This is a genomic window from Rhizobium sp. 01N48 (genome assembly GCF_056399145.1).
Genome location: NZ_JBFTQT010000011.1, coordinates 102989 through 118483, shown reverse-complemented (window position 1 = coordinate 118483; position 15495 = coordinate 102989). Strand labels below are relative to the sequence as shown.

General features: G+C 60.6%; 13 protein-coding genes. 6 read left to right on the top strand and 7 right to left on the bottom strand.

Annotation, left to right across the window (positions count from 1 at the left end):
* The first annotated feature begins 34 nt into the window (after positions 1 to 34).
* The 6 genes from AC1DOG_RS19920 to AC1DOG_RS19895 all read left to right on the top strand — a co-directional run bounded on the left by AC1DOG_RS19920 (position 35) and on the right by AC1DOG_RS19895 (position 4776).
* On the top strand, positions 35 to 985 hold the full coding sequence (locus AC1DOG_RS19920) for a sugar ABC transporter substrate-binding protein (protein ID WP_112820326.1): 951 nt from the start codon (positions 35 to 37) through the stop codon (positions 983 to 985).
* Positions 986 to 1054: 69 nt separating this feature from the next.
* The gene (locus AC1DOG_RS19915; RefSeq protein ID WP_183795221.1) at positions 1055 to 2074 is read left to right on the top strand and encodes an ABC transporter permease; all 1020 of its coding nucleotides are present in this window, start codon (positions 1055 to 1057) and stop codon (positions 2072 to 2074) included.
* On the top strand, positions 2074 to 2811 hold the full coding sequence (locus AC1DOG_RS19910) for an ATP-binding cassette domain-containing protein (RefSeq protein WP_016554332.1): 738 nt from the start codon (positions 2074 to 2076) through the stop codon (positions 2809 to 2811). The genes AC1DOG_RS19915 and AC1DOG_RS19910 overlap by 1 nt, the downstream gene beginning before the upstream one ends.
* A gap of 31 nt (positions 2812 to 2842) precedes the next feature.
* Positions 2843 to 3685 (top strand): 5-dehydro-4-deoxy-D-glucuronate isomerase, encoded by an 843-nt coding sequence (kduI, locus tag AC1DOG_RS19905; RefSeq protein WP_296435537.1) that lies wholly within the window; start codon positions 2843 to 2845, stop codon positions 3683 to 3685.
* Positions 3682 to 4437: a 2-dehydro-3-deoxy-D-gluconate 5-dehydrogenase KduD gene (gene kduD / locus AC1DOG_RS19900; RefSeq protein WP_477930483.1), complete on the top strand. Its 756-nt coding sequence runs from the start codon at positions 3682 to 3684 to the stop codon at positions 4435 to 4437. The genes kduI and kduD overlap by 4 nt, the downstream gene beginning before the upstream one ends.
* A 3-nt stretch (positions 4438 to 4440) precedes the next feature.
* The gene (locus AC1DOG_RS19895; RefSeq protein WP_477930481.1) at positions 4441 to 4776 is read left to right on the top strand and encodes a cupin domain-containing protein; all 336 of its coding nucleotides are present in this window, start codon (positions 4441 to 4443) and stop codon (positions 4774 to 4776) included.
* Between the two features lie 30 nt (positions 4777 to 4806).
* Here AC1DOG_RS19895 and AC1DOG_RS19890 read toward each other — a convergent pair whose 3' ends face one another.
* The 7 genes from AC1DOG_RS19890 to AC1DOG_RS19860 all read right to left on the bottom strand — a co-directional run bounded on the left by AC1DOG_RS19890 (position 4807) and on the right by AC1DOG_RS19860 (position 15162).
* Positions 4807 to 5820, bottom strand: coding sequence for a LacI family DNA-binding transcriptional regulator (locus AC1DOG_RS19890; RefSeq protein WP_112941183.1), 1014 nt, complete (start codon positions 5818 to 5820; stop codon positions 4807 to 4809).
* A 110-nt stretch (positions 5821 to 5930) separates the two neighbouring features.
* Positions 5931 to 7211, bottom strand: a complete 1281-nt coding sequence (locus AC1DOG_RS19885; protein ID WP_477930479.1) for a D-tagatose-bisphosphate aldolase, class II, non-catalytic subunit — start codon at positions 7209 to 7211, stop codon at positions 5931 to 5933.
* A 1-nt stretch (position 7212) separates the two neighbouring features.
* Positions 7213 to 8157: a tagatose kinase gene (locus AC1DOG_RS19880; RefSeq protein ID WP_112941185.1), complete on the bottom strand. Its 945-nt coding sequence runs from the start codon at positions 8155 to 8157 to the stop codon at positions 7213 to 7215.
* Between the two features lie 19 nt (positions 8158 to 8176).
* Complete coding sequence (locus AC1DOG_RS19875) at positions 8177 to 9139, bottom strand: ABC transporter permease (RefSeq protein ID WP_289729561.1); 963 nt, start codon at positions 9137 to 9139, stop codon at positions 8177 to 8179.
* Positions 9136 to 10653 (bottom strand): sugar ABC transporter ATP-binding protein, encoded by a 1518-nt coding sequence (locus AC1DOG_RS19870; protein WP_112941186.1) that lies wholly within the window; start codon positions 10651 to 10653, stop codon positions 9136 to 9138. The genes AC1DOG_RS19875 and AC1DOG_RS19870 overlap by 4 nt, the downstream gene beginning before the upstream one ends.
* Before the next feature lie 174 nt (positions 10654 to 10827).
* Complete coding sequence (locus AC1DOG_RS19865) at positions 10828 to 11721, bottom strand: substrate-binding domain-containing protein (protein WP_112820312.1); 894 nt, start codon at positions 11719 to 11721, stop codon at positions 10828 to 10830.
* 267 nt (positions 11722 to 11988) lie between these two features.
* A complete protein-coding gene (locus tag AC1DOG_RS19860) occupies positions 11989 to 15162 on the bottom strand; it encodes an autotransporter outer membrane beta-barrel domain-containing protein (protein WP_477930475.1) in 3174 nt (1057 codons plus the stop codon).
* Positions 15163 to 15495: the final 333 nt, after the last annotated feature.

Sequence of the window (15495 nt, the reverse complement as noted above, 5' to 3'; positions counted from 1 at the left end):
ACCCGCATTGCACATCCAAAGGGAGGATACGCAAATGAAATTGACCAGGTTGAAAACCGCAGCACTTGCCGCGGGTATCGCCACGATGATGACATCTACGGCATTGGCCGCCGACGTCAAGGCAACGATGATCATCTATCTCGATCCGAGTGTCCAGTTCTTCAACCCTGTGGTGAAGGGCGCCAAGGACGCGGCGGCACAATTTGGCGTCGATCTCGACGTGCAATATGCCAATAACGATCCGGTTCGCCAGAACGACCTGATCGAAAGCGCGACGGCAGCAGGCGTCGATGGTATCGCCGTCGCCATTTCGTCGTCGGATGCCTTCGACGAGAGCATCTGCGCGGCGGTCAAGGCCGGTATCGTCGTCATCGGCTTCAACAATGACGATCTGGAAGGCGCCAAGGGCAATTGCCGCCAGGCCTATGTCGGTATGAACGAATTTTCTTCCGGCTACGAGCTCGGCAACCGGATGATCAAGGAATTCGGCCTGAAATCCGGCGACGTCGTCTTCAACCCGCGCGAGATCCCCGAGGCCAGCTTCGCGGTCGCGCGCGGTGGCGGCATCGAGAAGGCGATGAAGGAAAACGGCATCAAGGTCGAGACAGTTCGCGCCGGTCTTGATCCGGCCGAGGCGCAGAACATCATGGCGCAGTTCCTGATCGCCAACCCGGGCGTCAAGGCCGTGTTCGGCACGGGCTCGGTCACTTCGACCGTCGGTGCCGGCGCCATCAAGGATGCAGGTGTAAAGGTCCCGTTCGGCGGGTTTGACCTTGCGGTCGAGATCGTCAATGCGGTCGAGTCTGGTGCGATGTTCGCGACCATGGACCAGCAGCCTTATCTCCAAGGCTACTACCCGATCGCGCAGATCGCGCTGTCGAAGAAGTACGGACTGACCCCGACTGACGTCGACACCGGCCAGGGCGCCTTCCTCGACAAGTCGCGCATCAGCTCGGTCAAGCCGCTGATCGGCAGCTTCCGCTAACCGCGTTTCGTGGGGGCCTGCCGGCCAGGCCGGCAGGTTCTCCGTCTCCAATCGATCGAGTACCAGACCGTGACACCAATTCTTGAGACCAGTGCCGCGCCCCGGTCGCGGACGCAGAAACAACCGATGATCCGGCAGATCATGGCAATGCCGGCAGGCGCGATCTTCCTCGTCTTCATGACGCTGCAGATCGTCTGCATCGCAGGCGCCTTGCTCTATCCTGATCAGTTCCGCTACCTTTCGCCACAAAACCTGACGATCCTGATGAAGGCGATCCCTGTGCTGGGCTGCCTGGCGCTCGGCGCCGGCGTGCTGATGATCGCGGGCGAATTCGACCTTTCCATCGGTTCGGTCTACACCTTCACCGCCATCTTGATGGCAAGCCTTGTCGGCGCCGGAATGAGTGCCTTCATAGCCGCGCCGCTCGGCGTCTTGGCCGGGATCATGATCGGCCTCTTGAACGGCCACATCACGCTGCGCTTCGGGCTGCCGTCCTTTATCGTGACGCTTGGCGGCCTTTTGTTCTGGCGCGGCGCGGTGCTGCTCTATAACGGCGCGGTCCAGGTTCGCTTCGATCCGGAGCCGATCTTCACCAGCCTGTTTTCCGGCACGCTGCTTGGCATCAATGCCGCTTTCATCTGGATCGTTTTATTTGTCGTCGGCTTCCACTACCTCGTCCATCGTCACCGCTTCGGCAACCATGTGTTCGCTACCGGCGGCAATCGCGGTGCGGCCGAGGCGATCGGCATCAACACCAACCGCGTCAAGCTGGTAGCCTTCGCGATCGCCGGCGGCATGGCGGCGGTGGCCGGCATCATTGCAACCGCGCGTGTTGGCAGCGTGCAGCCGGGGCAGGGCGCCGGACTGGAGCTTCAGGCGATCGCGGCTTGCGTCATCGGCGGATTGTCGCTTCGCGGCGGCCGGGGCTCGATCATCGGCATCTTCCTTGGCGTGCTCTTGATTCACACCATCACCGACGTGCTTTTGCTGCTGCGTGCGCCGGGCTTTTATCTCGACATGTTCATCGCGACGCTGATCGTGCTGGCCGCCATCTTCAACCATCTTATCGAGCGGCGAGGTCTTGCGTGATGTCGGCCCCCAATCTTCTTGAACTGCACAACATTTCGAAAAGCTTCGGCGCGCTGACCGCGCTGCGCAATCTGAGCTTCCATATCGGCGAAGGCGAAGTGGTGGGGTTGCTCGGTGACAACGGCGCCGGCAAGTCGACAACAGTCAATCTGATCTCAGGCATCCACAAGCCAACGGACGGCTATCTGAGCGTCGACGGCAAGAAGACGGCGTTCACCTGCCGGTCGGACTCCGCCGATGCCGGTATCGAGACCATCTATCAGCATACGGCGCTGGTGGATTCGCTTTCGATCACCCGCAACATCTTCATGGGCCGCGAACTTACCGATCGTTTCGGCTTCCTGCGTCAGCGTGAAATGCGCGAGATTGCCATGGAGGTGTTGCAAAACGCGGTGCACATTTCCGGCATCGATAGCCCCGATACACTCGTCGGCAATCTCTCCGGCGGCCAGAAACAGGCTGTCGCCATCGCCCGCGCCGTCTATTTCAAGAAGCGCGTGCTGCTCCTCGACGAGCCGACGTCTGCACTGTCGGTGCGCGAAACTGAGGCGCTCTTGAACCAGGTGCTGAAGCTCAAGGCGGAAAACGTCTCGAGCGTGCTCGTCACCCACAACATCTACCACGCCTATCAGGTCTGCGACCGCTTCGTCATCATGAGCCACGGCACCAAGGTGTTCGATGTCGACAAGGCGGACACGACGATCAACCAGCTGACCGAATATGTCGTGCTCACCTGATCCCACCCAACACACAGAAGGGGCATCGCCCGTGACCATTTCAGTATCAGTACGCCAGGTCGTCGGACCCGAAGATACCGCACGGCGCAACACGCAGGGTCTGCGCGACGGTTTCGTGATCGAGGATCTGTTTCGGCCAGGTGAAGTCAATCTCACCTACAGCCATCTCGATCGCATGATCGTCGGCGGTGTCATGCCGCATACGATGCCGCTTGAGATCGCTGCCATTGCTGAGACCGGCACAGAGCGTTTTCTCGACCGGCGCGAGGCCGCCATCGTCAATATCGGCGGCGCGGGCACGGTCAGCGTCGCGGGCAAGCCTTACGAACTTGGCTTCCAGGAGGCGCTCTATGTCGGAATGGGCGAGGGCGCCTTGAGCTTCGCCAGCAAGGACCCGGCGGCGCCGGCGCTCTTTTACGTCTTGAGCGCGCCAGCGCACCGCACATACCCCACGGTGCACATCACCGGCGAGATGGCGAGGAAAGTGATCGTGGGCTCGGCGGAAGAATCCAACGCCCGCACGATCAACCAATACGTCCACCCCGATGTCTGCGACAGCTGCCAATTGCTGGTGGGGCTGACGAGGTTCGAGCCGGGTTCGGTGTGGAACACCATGCCGGCGCATGTTCATGATCGCCGCATGGAGGTTTATCTCTACTTCGGCATGCAGGAGCAGACACGCATCTTCCATTTCATGGGCGAGCCCAGCGAAACGCGGCATGTCGTCTTGAAGAACCACGATGCCGTGCTGTCGCCCGGCTGGTCAATCCACTCTGGTGCGGGAACCGGCCGCTACGCCTTCATCTGGGCGATGGCTGGCGATAATATGAGCTTTACCGACATGGACAAGGTGCCGATGGAAGACCTGCGATGAGCCTGTTCGATCTCACCGGCCGCTGGGCTATCGTCACCGGCGCCAACACCGGCATCGGCCAGGCTATCGCGGTTGGTTTCGCGCAGGCGGGCGCCGATATCGTCGGTGTCGGCCGCTCGGCAATGGACGAGACAGCGGACGCGGTCATATCGACGGGGCGCCGGTTCGTATCGCTCAAGGCGGACCTGTCCGATACCGGGGAGGCGAGGGACGTCATCGAACGCGCCCTAGCCGCCGGCGCCTCGCCCGATATCCTCGTCAACAATGCCGGCATCATCCGTCGCGCCGATGCGCTGGAGTTTACGGAAGAGGATTGGGATGCGGTCCTCGACACTAACCTGAAATTCGTCTTTTTCCTCTGCCAGGCTTTCGCGAGGGCTGCATTGGCACGACAGTCGCCGGCAAAGATCATCAACATCGCTTCGCTTCTTTCTTTCCAGGGCGGTATACGCATTCCGTCCTATACGGCGGCGAAGAGTGGGCTGGCCGGGATCACCCGGCTTATGGCGAACGAGTGGGCCTCGAAGGGCATCAATGTGAACGCCATTGCGCCCGGTTATGTCGAGACCAGCAACACCGAGGCGCTTCGCGCCGATGCCGAGCGCAGCGCCGACATCTTGAAGCGCATTCCGGCCGCCCGATGGGCCAAGGCGGAGGATATGGCCGGCACGGCGGTTTACCTCGCTTCACGCGCTTCCGATTATGTTCATGGCACTGTATTGCCAGTCGATGGCGGCTGGCTTGCCCGATAGGAGATGATGATGGCCGATCACTACACACTTCCCGATGACATCACCTGGACAGAAGTCGCGCCGGGCAACAATCGCGCCGTGCTATCGCATCGCCCCGAGGCGATGCTGGTCGCCTTCCGCTTTGAGCCAGGTGCGATCGGCGCGCTGCATTCGCATCCTCACACGCAGGCAAGTTATGTCGCAGAGGGTGCTTTCGACGTGACAATTGACGGAGTGACAACCAGGCTCGATGCCGGTTCCAGTTTCATCGTCGCGCCGAACCTTGTTCACGGCGTGGTCGCACTGGAGAAGGGACTATTGATCGATACCTTCACGCCAAGGCGCGATGACTTCCTGTAAGGCGGGGGGCGACGCTCGACCTGACAGCGTCTAGGCCGATTGTCTAAGAATGATCTCGGCATTCAATAGGACCTGCTCGGGCACGCTCAAAGCCGATCCCTCTGTTTCCTGGTCGAGCTTTTGCAGCAACAACTGCATGGCAATGCGGCCGATGTCGTTGTAGCTCTGCGCGACGGTGGTGATCGGCGGGCAGGCGTAGCGCGACAAAGGGTGGTCGTCGTGGCCGGCGATGCGCAGGCTGCAGTCGGGCGTGCGGCCGATTTTCACGCCTGCCTGAAAGGCTGCTGCGATGGCGCCGAATGCCACGCGGTCATTGGCGCAAAGAACGGTTGCGGTCGGGAAGCCCCCGCCTTCGAGAATGCGCTTCGTTTCTTCATAGCCAAATTTCTCGAAGTCCCAGCCCGCCGCCTTTTCGATCGGCAGCACGATCGGCTCCATCCGAAGTTCGGTCATCGCCTCGATATAGGCCGTCTCGCGGGTCGACGCGTTGGTGTTGACCGACGGCATACCGAGATAGCACGGCGGCTCTCCGGACCGGCACAGATAGTCAACGATCAGTTGAAAGCTTTGGCGGTTGTTGGTGCCGACAAAGGGAGAGACGTCGTCCAGTGGCGAGTCAACAAAGATCAGCGGGATCGACGCAGACAGCGCAAGCAGGGTCTCATGGTGTGATTGCACGCCAAGCGGGGCAATGATGGCACCTGCGACGTTCATCGACTTCAGCGTTTCGATGGCGCGTGCTTCCATCAGGGCATTGCCATCCGACGACAGCACAAAGGCGAGAAAGCCGGCATCATTGGCGATGAGCTCGACCCGGCGCGTCAGCGCCATGTAGAACGGGTCGGTGGAGTTGGGAATGATGATGCCGATGATGTTGCTGCGTCGGCGATTGAGATTGACCGCAAAGAGGTTGGGACGGAAGCCGCTCTCCTTGAGGGCAGCTTCGATGATGTCGCGGGTCTTGCGCCGCACGGAGCCCGGGTCGTTGAAGTACTTCGAAACGGTCGGCCGCGATAGGCCGACATACTCGGAAAAGTCCTCCATGGTTCTGATCGGCCTGTCTGACAAACGCGCGTCCCACTCATTCTTATTTAATCGATTGAAATATTTGACGCATTTCAATCAAAACTTTTGCGCCGGTGCAAGCCGCGCCTTTAGGCGCGGCAGGCTTCGAAGTAATCTTCCAACACGCGGTCGACGGCGGCAAGCGCTAGCGAACGTGCGTCCGGCTTGACCTTGCCGTCGCGCACGCCGACATAGGCGCCGGTCAGATACTGGTTGATCAGGGTCTCGGGGATCTGCACGCCATCAAGCAATGAGAATAGTGCCTTTACGGCCGCGTCGATCTCCGGCTGCGGCCAGTAGTAGCGAATACGGTCGCTGTAGCTGAAGTGACGCTGAATGTGCTTATCGTCGTCCGAACCGTGGTAATATTTGTCCCAGTTCTTCGGATCGGCCGTCAGAACACGCTCGATGGTGGCGATCAGCGTCTCCTTGCGCTTGTCTGGAAACAGGAACTCAGCGATCTGGTCGAGCCCGTAATAGGCTTCGCGCAGTGCAAAGGTCAGGCCGGGGCCAACTTTCAAAATAGCGAAACCATCCATGACGAGCTGCCGAAGCATGTCGCGGGTCTGGTAGTCGGTGGAGTGGGCCTCATAAACCATGCCCGGCATGTCTGAAAGCGTGGCGCTCAGTGCAGCCGCTTTTTCCGGAGCGTAGGCGATGACGTTTGCATTGCCGAATTCCACGCCAGGCTGGACAACCGCGCCGACAACTCGAGTGAAAGCGTCGGATACGCCAGCGGCCACGAAAGCCTGGCGGTGAATGGCGATGGTTTCGCGCGCGGCTTCTGGCTTGGTCACCTCAAGTTCTTCGATCTCTTCCATGGCGCCGCCGGGGATCGGCACTTCGGTGCCGACGATGTAGACAGGCTTGATGCCGTCCATGCCCTGCAGCGCTGCCTCGGCCACGGCAGCGAGCTTGGCAGCGCGCTCAGCGGTGATCGCGTCAGGCAGGGCAACCGGCTCGCCGGCGCAGCCCATGCTGGTGTCGAGATGCAGTTTGGTGAAGCCGGCCTTGGCAAAGGCCTCGATCATGGTGGAGGCTTTCGCCATTGCCTCGTCAGCGGGCAGGCTCTTCCATGGATTGGGACCGAGATGGTCGCCGCCGAGGATTAGCTTTTCAAGCGGGAAACCTGTATCGGCGGCGATCTTTTCCACGAAGTCGCGGAAATCGGCCGGCGTCATGCCGGTATAACCGCCATCCTGATTCACCTGGTTGCAGGTGGCTTCGACGAGTAGGTGGGCGCCCTGCTTCAGCGCATGCAGCATCGACGCCTCGATAACGAGGGGATGGGCCGAGCAGATCGAGGGAATGCCCTTGACGCCGCTGCCGTGGCGCCATTGTGCGATATCCGTGAGGTAGCTTTTCTGCATGTCAGGCTTGTCCTTGCGCTTTGATGAGGGCGTCGAGTTCGGCTTGGGTCGATGCGCCTTCCATCGGGCCGGCCTTGGTGACGGCGCGGGCGCCGGATGCGTTGGCGTAACGCAACGCTTCGGCGGGATGCATTCCCTTCAGCCAGAAGGTGACGAAGGTCGCGCCGAAGCAGTCGCCGGCGCCGGTGGGATCCACTTCCTCGACTTTGTAGCCCTCGAGATTGATCTGGGTGGTCCTGTCGAAGTAGCTGGAGCCCTTTTCGCCGCGCTTGATGACGATCGCCTTGATGCCCTTGGCGAGCAATTCGGCGACCGCCTCCTTCTCCGTCTTTGCCTCGGCGAACAGGAAGAGTTCCTCGCCGCTCGGCATGAATAGATCGGTCACTGAGAGCACGGTCTGCAGCGCCTCGCGCATGCCCGGACTATCGAGGATTTCAGGGCGCAGATTGGGGTCGAAGGACACGGTGCCGCCAGCGGCCTTGATGCGTTCGACTGCTGTCAGGATACTCCTCACCACGCTCGGGGCATAGAGAGCGGTGCCCATGACGTGCATGTGGGTGCAGCCGTCGATCAGAGCCAGCGTCTTGTCCGATAGCTCGATCTCACCGCATGCGCTGTGGCGGATGTTGAAGACGAAGGCGCGGCTGCCGTCCTCGCGGTAGCGCACGAAGGCGCTGCCGGTTGTGCCATGTGCAACGATCTCGATGCCGGAGACATCGACGCCGTCCTCGGTCAGGCGGTTGATGTTGACCCAGCCGAAATCATCATCGCCGACGCGCGAGATGATCGCGCAATCCTGGGCGAGCTTGCCGACCTGATCGATGAAGATGGCCGGTGCGCCCGAAGGAAAAGGACCGATCAGTGGCACGGCTTCACGAAAGCCGTTGCCGCGATTGGTAGCGACGATTTCGACCAGAATTTCGCCGATGGTGAGGATTTTCGACATGGCTTCTTGCTCTTGAGGATTACTGCTTGGCGCGCTTGGAGCGCACGTCGAGATAGACGGCGACGAGGATGACGAGGCCCTTGACGATGAGCTGGTAGAAGTAAGGCACTGACAGCATGTTCATGCCGTTGTTGAGCACGCCGATGATGAGCGCGCCGATCAGCGTGCCGATCATGGTGCCGACGCCGCCGGCAAGGCTGGTGCCGCCGAGAACGGCTGCTGCGATGGCGTCGAGCTCGTAGCTCATGCCCGCGTTGGTCTGGGCCGAGAACAGACGCGAGGAAAGCAGGATGCCGCTGATCGCCGCCATGATGCCCGAGATCATGAAGATGATGATCTTCAGGCGATCGACCTTGATGCCGGAATACAGAGCTGCCTCGCGGTTGCCGCCGGTCAGATAAGCGCGTCGGCCGAACTTGGTCTTGCTGAGCAGGATGTGGTTGAACAGGAAGAGTACCGCGACGACCCAGATGACGATCGGGATGCCGATGAAGCTCTGGGTGCCAATGGCCGTCCAGGTCGGCTCCATGATCATGGCAGGCGCGCCGTTCGTCGGCAGGCTGACCATGCCGCGATAGATGCCCATCGTGGCCACCGTGACGATGAACGACGGCAGCAGGAATTTCGCCGTCAGCACGCCGTTGGCGAGACCCAAAATCGCGCCGGCTGCGAGCGTCAGGACGAGTGCTGGAACGAAACCCATACCGAACGCGAAACATTGCGCGCCGACCATGCCGGCGACCGCGATGATCGATCCGATCGACAGGTCGATCTCACCGAGCAGGATCACCCAGGTCATCCCGAAGGCGGCGATCGCGATGACCGAGACCTGTTGCAGCACGTTCAGAAAGTTGGCAACGGACATGAACCGTTGATTGGTGATCGAAAAGATCACGCAAAGGACGATCAGCGATAGGAAAATACCGCCATACTGCTTCATTACCTGCCGGAATGCGGCATTGGCTGCGTGTCTGTCGCTCATGATACAAATCCCGTAGCAAAGCTCATGATCTTCTCCGGTGTCATCTGGTCGCCGGCAACGATGGCGGTGGCCCGCCCTTCGCTCATGACGACGGCGCGGTCGCTCATGCCGATGACTTCGGGAAGTTCGGACGACACCAGCAGGATTGCCGTGCCTTCCGCCGCCAGTTGGCGGATGATCTTGTAAATTTCAAACTTGGCGCCGACATCGACGCCGCGTGTCGGCTCGTCGAGGATGAGGATCCTCGGCTTGGTCAGCAGCCACTTGGCCAACACGATCTTCTGCTGGTTGCCGCCGGACAGTGATCCCGCCGAGGTCTCGAGCGACGCCGTCTTGATGGCTAGCCGGCCGACTTCCACCTTCGCGTCGTCGCGTTCGCGGCGGCGCTTGAGGAAGCCGAAGGGGCTGGAATAGTTGTCCAGCGCCACCATCGAGATGTTACTCTCGACGCTGTGGCTGAGCACCAGCCCCTCTTCTTTGCGGTTCTCGGTGACGAAGCCGATACGCCGGTTAATGGCATCGACGGGGGAGGTGATCGTTACCGCGCTGCCGTCGATCGAGATGGTGCCCGATGTCGGCTGCGTCATGCCGAAGAGGGTCTTCATCACCTCCGAACGGCCGGAACCGATCAGGCCGAAGAAGCCGAGGATCTCGCCCGGGCGCACATCGAAGGAGATATCCTCAAACTCGTCGTGGCTGGAAAGCCCGCTCACTGCCAGTACCGGCTTTTCGTCAAGCGCTGGAGCCGGCACGTCGCGCGGAGGGTAAATCTCATTCATGTCGCGGCCGACCATCAGGGCGATCAGTTCGTCGATCGTGGCTTCGGACTTATCGCGCGTGGTGATGTAGCTGCCGTCGCGCACGACGGTGATGTCGTCGCTTAGCCGCATGATCTCTTCCATGCGGTGCGAGATGTAAATTACGGCCACGCCGCGCGCTTTCAGTTGCGCGATGATCTCGAAAAGGATCTCGGCTTCGCTGTCGCTGAGCGAGGACGTCGGCTCGTCGAGGATAACGACCTTGGCGTCGATGCTCAGCCCCTTGGCGATCTCTACAAGCTGGCGCTGGGCGATCGACAGGTCGCCGACGCGCTCCTGGACGGATATCGGCAGCTTCAGATCGGCGACGATCGCCGCGGCCTGGCGCACGAGTGCCTTGTCGTTGATGAAACCGGCCCTTGTCGGCTCGCGGGTCGCGAGAATATTCTCGGCGACGCTCAAATTGTTGCAGAGGCTGAGTTCCTGGAAGACGATCGTCAGGCCCGCTGCCGCCGCGTCCTGCGGGTTGGCTGGCGCATAGGGCTTGCCGTCGAGAAGGATCGAGCCCGATGTCGGCTGGTAGACACCGGCGAGGATCTTCATCAGCGTCGATTTTCCGGCGCCGTTTTCACCGAGGATCGTGTGAACCCTGCCGGGCCGAACCTTCAGCTGCATGTTCTTCAACGCGGTCACCGCACCGAAGACTTTCGTAATGTCCTTGATCTCTAGGATCGCGTTGTCGCCGCAGCTTTGCATGGCGTCACCTTTCACCAAGAGCCGCAGGCATCGGGCAGATGCGTGGGGCGCTCTGACTTGTCGCGAGGATATCGCTGCTTTCCGGCGGCTAGCCCTTCAAAAGAACCCGGCCGCCGGAAGGAGCGGTCACTGTGCGAGACTTCGGACCTTCGCACAGTGCGCCTTGGGAGGACTTTACTGCTTCTTGACGTAGACGCCGGGGACGATCGGCTGCTCAGCAGGCACGTCTTTGCCGGCCTTGAGGTCCAGCGCGGTATCGACGGCGAGCTTGCCCATCTGGTCCGGGAACTGCTGGATGACGCCGACCATGTCAGGATCGCTGTCGACCGCCTTGATCGCCTCAGGCATGCCGTCGAAGCCGATGACCTTGACCTTGCCAGTGAGGCCGGAGGACTTGACCGCAACCGCTGCAGCAAGAGCCGCGTCGTCACCGAAGCCGAAGATGCCGTTGATGTCGGGGTTTGCCTGTAACATGTTCTGCGCGACGGCCAGAGCCTCGGCGCGGGTGATGCCGGTCTGGATCGACACGATCTTGATGTCAGGGTGCTTGGCAATGGCTTCCTTGAAGCCGTTGACGCGGTTCACGACCGACTGGACCAGCGGATAGTCGATGATCGCGACATTGCCCTTGCCGCCGAGCTGCTCAGCCATCAGTTCGCCGGCCTTGACGCCACCGGCGTAGTTGTCGGTGCCGATGTAGGATGAAACCTTGGCGCCTTCGACCGGAACGTCGACAGTGATAACCTTGATGCCTGCTGCCTCAGCGCGGGCGACGGCTGCGAGCGCGCCCTTGCTGTCGACTGGCGACATGATGATGACGTCCACGCCCTTGACGATGAAGTCTTCGATGTCGGCAAGCTGCTTGTTCAGATCCTGATTGGCGATCGCGATCTCGACCGAGACGTTCTTGGCCTTGGCTTCAGCGGTGATCGCCTTTGCGAGCTCGTTGTAGAAAGGATGCTGCTGCGTCAGCAGCGACGCGCCAATGCCTTCTGCCTGCGCGGTAACGGCGGCGAGCGTGAAAGCGGCGGAAACGAGCAGCGACTTTGCGATGCGAGAAATAATCAATTTTTCCTCCCGGAAACCTATCGAGGCTTGTGCTTGGGACCGCCGGACCTGGCCGCCTCCTGAGCCAACCGACGTCGCCTATTCATCATTAAACTTTCCGCGCGTCAACTTTAAAATCGATATGCGTTAAATTAGGTGAGGATTGCGCGTGTTTGTTTGTGCCGCTCATGCCGATGCATGCGCAGCTTGGTTCCGCGTCGTTAATACGATAACGGGATAAGTATCCTCAGCGCTTCAGGCGGTTGCTGGCCATCGCGGCGGCACAGCCTAGAAACTCGTTACGAGGTTCATCTGGATGGCGGTGGAGCGCAGGCCTTTGCCGAATTCGCCGGCGTAGTTCAGCGTCAGCCGCGCCGACTTTGAAAGCTTCGCGGAGACGCCGATCTCCGCCACGACGGAATCGCGGGGCATCTCGGTACCTTCGATTATAAAGGGCGAGCCACCAGAAAACGCCATACGCGAGTATGGCGTTACATCGCCTGCGATATGCCGCCAGCCCAGCAATCCGGAAACGGAGAGGGGCAATTCGTTCTCCGGCCAGTCCATAGCCCAGCGCAATCCGACCGTCGAAGAGGTGATTGCGGCGTTTGCGCCGGCTGCAGAGAGTGCGGCGTCGCCACCCTTCTCCTCAAAGCTATCAGTGTCGAGATTGATGTAGGCGAGACTTGCGAAGGGTTGAACTTTGAGCGCGTCCCACTCGTAAGTCCATGAAAGATCGGCAAAGACCTGGCTGGTGGCGCTCGCATAGTTTGCCGATAGGTGGTCCGTAAATGTGCCGAATGCGATATCGCGCTGCGTGGATGCGTCATTGTGTGCGTAGATGGCGCCTCCGGCGAGTTGCACCGGGCCGATATCGCCCATGGCGTAAAGCCCGGCGTAATAGGAGTTTGCGTCGACCTGGGCGAACGATTGTTGACCAAAGCCGACCACACCGCCGACACGCCAGTGATCGGACACTGGTGCATCGGCCCCGAACAGGGCGCCGTCGACGCGGGTGTCGATCCCGGCTGCGTTGTTTCCTCCCGACAGCACGTTGGACGACAGAAGTCCTGAGGTCCAGAAGGTGACGTCGGTCTCCCGCTGGTGCGGCCCCCAGGCGATCTCGTCGAGAATCGCTTCCCGCGGAAAGCGGCTTTGCCATAGCAACGCGCTTTTGACAGAGGCATGGGCTTCGCCGCTCAGCTGCGCAAAGGCACTCGCGGCCGTGGCGGAATCAAGCGACAGAACCGCGTCGTAGACCACACGGCCCGATCCCATCTGTTCGACCGCCGCAGCGGCAGCCCGGCCATTTGCCGTATTTGCCACATCAGCGAATTGGACGCTGTTGCGGTCCAGTCGCATGTCGATGGTGGTGACGTCGTATGTCAGGGTTGGCGACAGAAAGGCGAAGTCGCTTGTCACAGTGTCGAACGTACCGGCAATGCTGCCGCCGGTCAGGATCGTGTAGCTGGTTGCTGCGGCGTAATTGCCGGTCGCTGCCTTGACGGCAAGCGTTCCGCCCTGGATGGAAACGGCTCCCGTGGCATCGACCTTGTCGGAGACGCCTCCCGTCGCAATGTCGACCTGGTAGGTGGATCCGGCGGCGAATGTTACGTCCCCATTGACGCCAAGCGTTGCAATCCCTGGCCCTGGCGCCAATACGCCGCCTGCATTCACTAGGATGCCGCCGACATTGCCGCTACCAGAGAGAAGGCCGCCGTCGTCTATGCTGACGGCGCCCGATATGGTGCCATCGTTGACGAGCGAGCCGCCGGAAACAATTGCCGCGCCTGAAATTGTACCGGTGTTGGAGAATGTCCCGGCATTGTTCTGGAGTGCTGCAATCGTTCCGTCGTTTGCAGCCATTCCTGAATTCGTCACGGTAGCGGCCGTCGCGCCGCTGTTGTTGACGAAGGTGCCGGCAGCGCCCACTTCGACATTCGCCAATGTCGCATTGTTGACGACGCTGCCCCCGGCCACTGTCGTTGCGCCCGTAACTGCTCCACCCGCATTATTGGTGAATGTCCCGCCGTCGTTCTGGACGGAGGCGATCGTTCCGGCATTGGTGACCGTCCCGGCATTTGTAACGACGCCGGCTGTCGCGCCGGTGTTGTTGACGAAGGCTGCCGTGGCAGCGACATCAGCATTGGTGATGACAAAGTTGTTCGTCACCGCTCCGCTTTTGACGGTGGTTGTTCCTGTAATCGTGCCGCCGGCATTGTTGGTGAAGCTGCCGGCGGTATTGGTCAGGCTCGCGATGGTGCCGGCATTGGATGCCGTGCCGGCATTGGTGACAGCGCCTGCGGTGGCCCCGCTGGTGTTGGTGAACGTGCCGGCTGTGCCGACATCGACGCTATTGAGGCTGGCATTGTTGGTGACGCTGCCGCCGGCGATGTTCGTGTCACCGGTAACGGTTCCGCCAAAATTGTTGGTGAACGTCCCGGCGTCGTTCTGCACGGAGGCGATCGTCCCGGCATTGGTGGTGGTCCCGGCGTTTGTGATGGCGCTGGCGGTGGCGCCGGTGTTGTTGACGAAGGCTGCTGCCGCGGCGACATCAGCGTCGGTGATAACGAAATTGTTGGTAACCGTTCCGCCTTCGACAATGGTCTTCCCGGTTATAGTGCCGCCGGCATTGTTGGTGAAGCTGCCTGCCGTGTTGGTGAGGCTTGCGACTGTACCGGCATTGGACGCTGTGCCGGCATTCGTGACCGTTGCGGCGGTGGCCCCACTATTGTTGACGAAGGTTGCGGCCGCGGCGACATCGGCGTCGGTGATGACGAAGTTATTCGTGACCGTTCCGCCCGAGACGGTCGTTTTTCCCGACACGGTTCCGTCGTTTGTGAAACTGCCTGCCGTGTTTGTGACGCTGCCAACGGTTCCCGCGTTGGACGCGGTGCCGGCGTTGGTGACCGCGTCGATGGTCGCTCCGCTATTGTTGACGAGCGTTGCGCCGGTGGAGACGTTGACCTGGCCCGTGGCGCCGTTGTTCGTGAGTGCGGTTCCTGTTGCGACAATGGCACTACCGAGCGTACCGTTGACTGAGACATTGCCATTGTTAAGATTGAGCTGTCCGTTGAGTTGGCCATCGAGGGACAAGCTGCCGCCATCGAGACTGACGTCCGAGTTCATCACGCCACCGCTGTTGATGCTGACGCTGCCTGACGTGATCGTCGTGCCATTCGTGCTGGTCAAAACGCCGGTATTGCTGATGGTGACGTTGCCGCCATTCACGTCCAGATGACCGACGGTCGCATCATTGGAAACTTGTGGAGACCCCGCGTCGACGTGTGCTGTATCGTTGGCGTCGGGCGCGGTTGGGGTCCAATTCGCCGCGTTACTGAAATCGTTGTCTGTTGCCCCGGACCAGGCCGATTGCGCGAAGCCATGCGCGGGCAGCGCGATGGACGCCAGTGCCGTAAACAAGCCTAGACGGCGATAGAATGCCGGGAGTAGTTGGTTCATCTGCAGGCCGACGCTTAGCGGGCACCCACCTGATGTCGGCGGGATGATCAATAATTTCTAGCGCCCACATGGTTAACGAAGCGTTAACCATGTGGGCGCGTATCGCCATTCGATGGTGAATATCTTTTTCTCGAGTCCCTCGTTTCGCTTTTCGCGATATGGGCCGATGTATCCCGCGAAAGTCTTCACTCGGCTTGCGGAAACCAACTTTGATCCCGACGAAAAGATGCGCGAATAATCACAAACAGACGCCGGGGACCGGCAGCCTGATTTCCGGATCGACGTCCGCAATCTGCTCAAATGTTGCTGATCCGCTTTATTTCCATACAGGCA

Bases quoted from the DNA above. Each gene is read 5' to 3' on its own strand.
- AC1DOG_RS19920 (WP_112820326.1), top strand. From the start codon at position 35: ATGAAATTGACCAGGTTGAAAACCGCAGCACTTGCCGCGGGTATCGCC.
- AC1DOG_RS19910 (WP_016554332.1), top strand. From the start codon at position 2,074: ATGTCGGCCCCCAATCTTCTTGAACTGCACAACATTTCGAAAAGCTTC.
- kduD (WP_477930483.1), top strand. From the start codon at position 3,682: ATGAGCCTGTTCGATCTCACCGGCCGCTGGGCTATCGTCACCGGCGCC.
- AC1DOG_RS19895 (WP_477930481.1), top strand. From the start codon at position 4,441: ATGATGATGGCCGATCACTACACACTTCCCGATGACATCACCTGGACA.
- AC1DOG_RS19890 (WP_112941183.1), bottom strand. From the start codon at position 5,820: ATGGAGGACTTTTCCGAGTATGTCGGCCTATCGCGGCCGACCGTTTCG.
- AC1DOG_RS19885 (WP_477930479.1), bottom strand. From the start codon at position 7,211: ATGCAGAAAAGCTACCTCACGGATATCGCACAATGGCGCCACGGCAGC.
- AC1DOG_RS19880 (WP_112941185.1), bottom strand. From the start codon at position 8,157: ATGTCGAAAATCCTCACCATCGGCGAAATTCTGGTCGAAATCGTCGCT.
- AC1DOG_RS19875 (WP_289729561.1), bottom strand. From the start codon at position 9,139: ATGAGCGACAGACACGCAGCCAATGCCGCATTCCGGCAGGTAATGAAG.
- AC1DOG_RS19870 (WP_112941186.1), bottom strand. From the start codon at position 10,653: ATGCAAAGCTGCGGCGACAACGCGATCCTAGAGATCAAGGACATTACG.
- AC1DOG_RS19860 (WP_477930475.1), bottom strand. From the start codon at position 15,162: ATGAACCAACTACTCCCGGCATTCTATCGCCGTCTAGGCTTGTTTACG.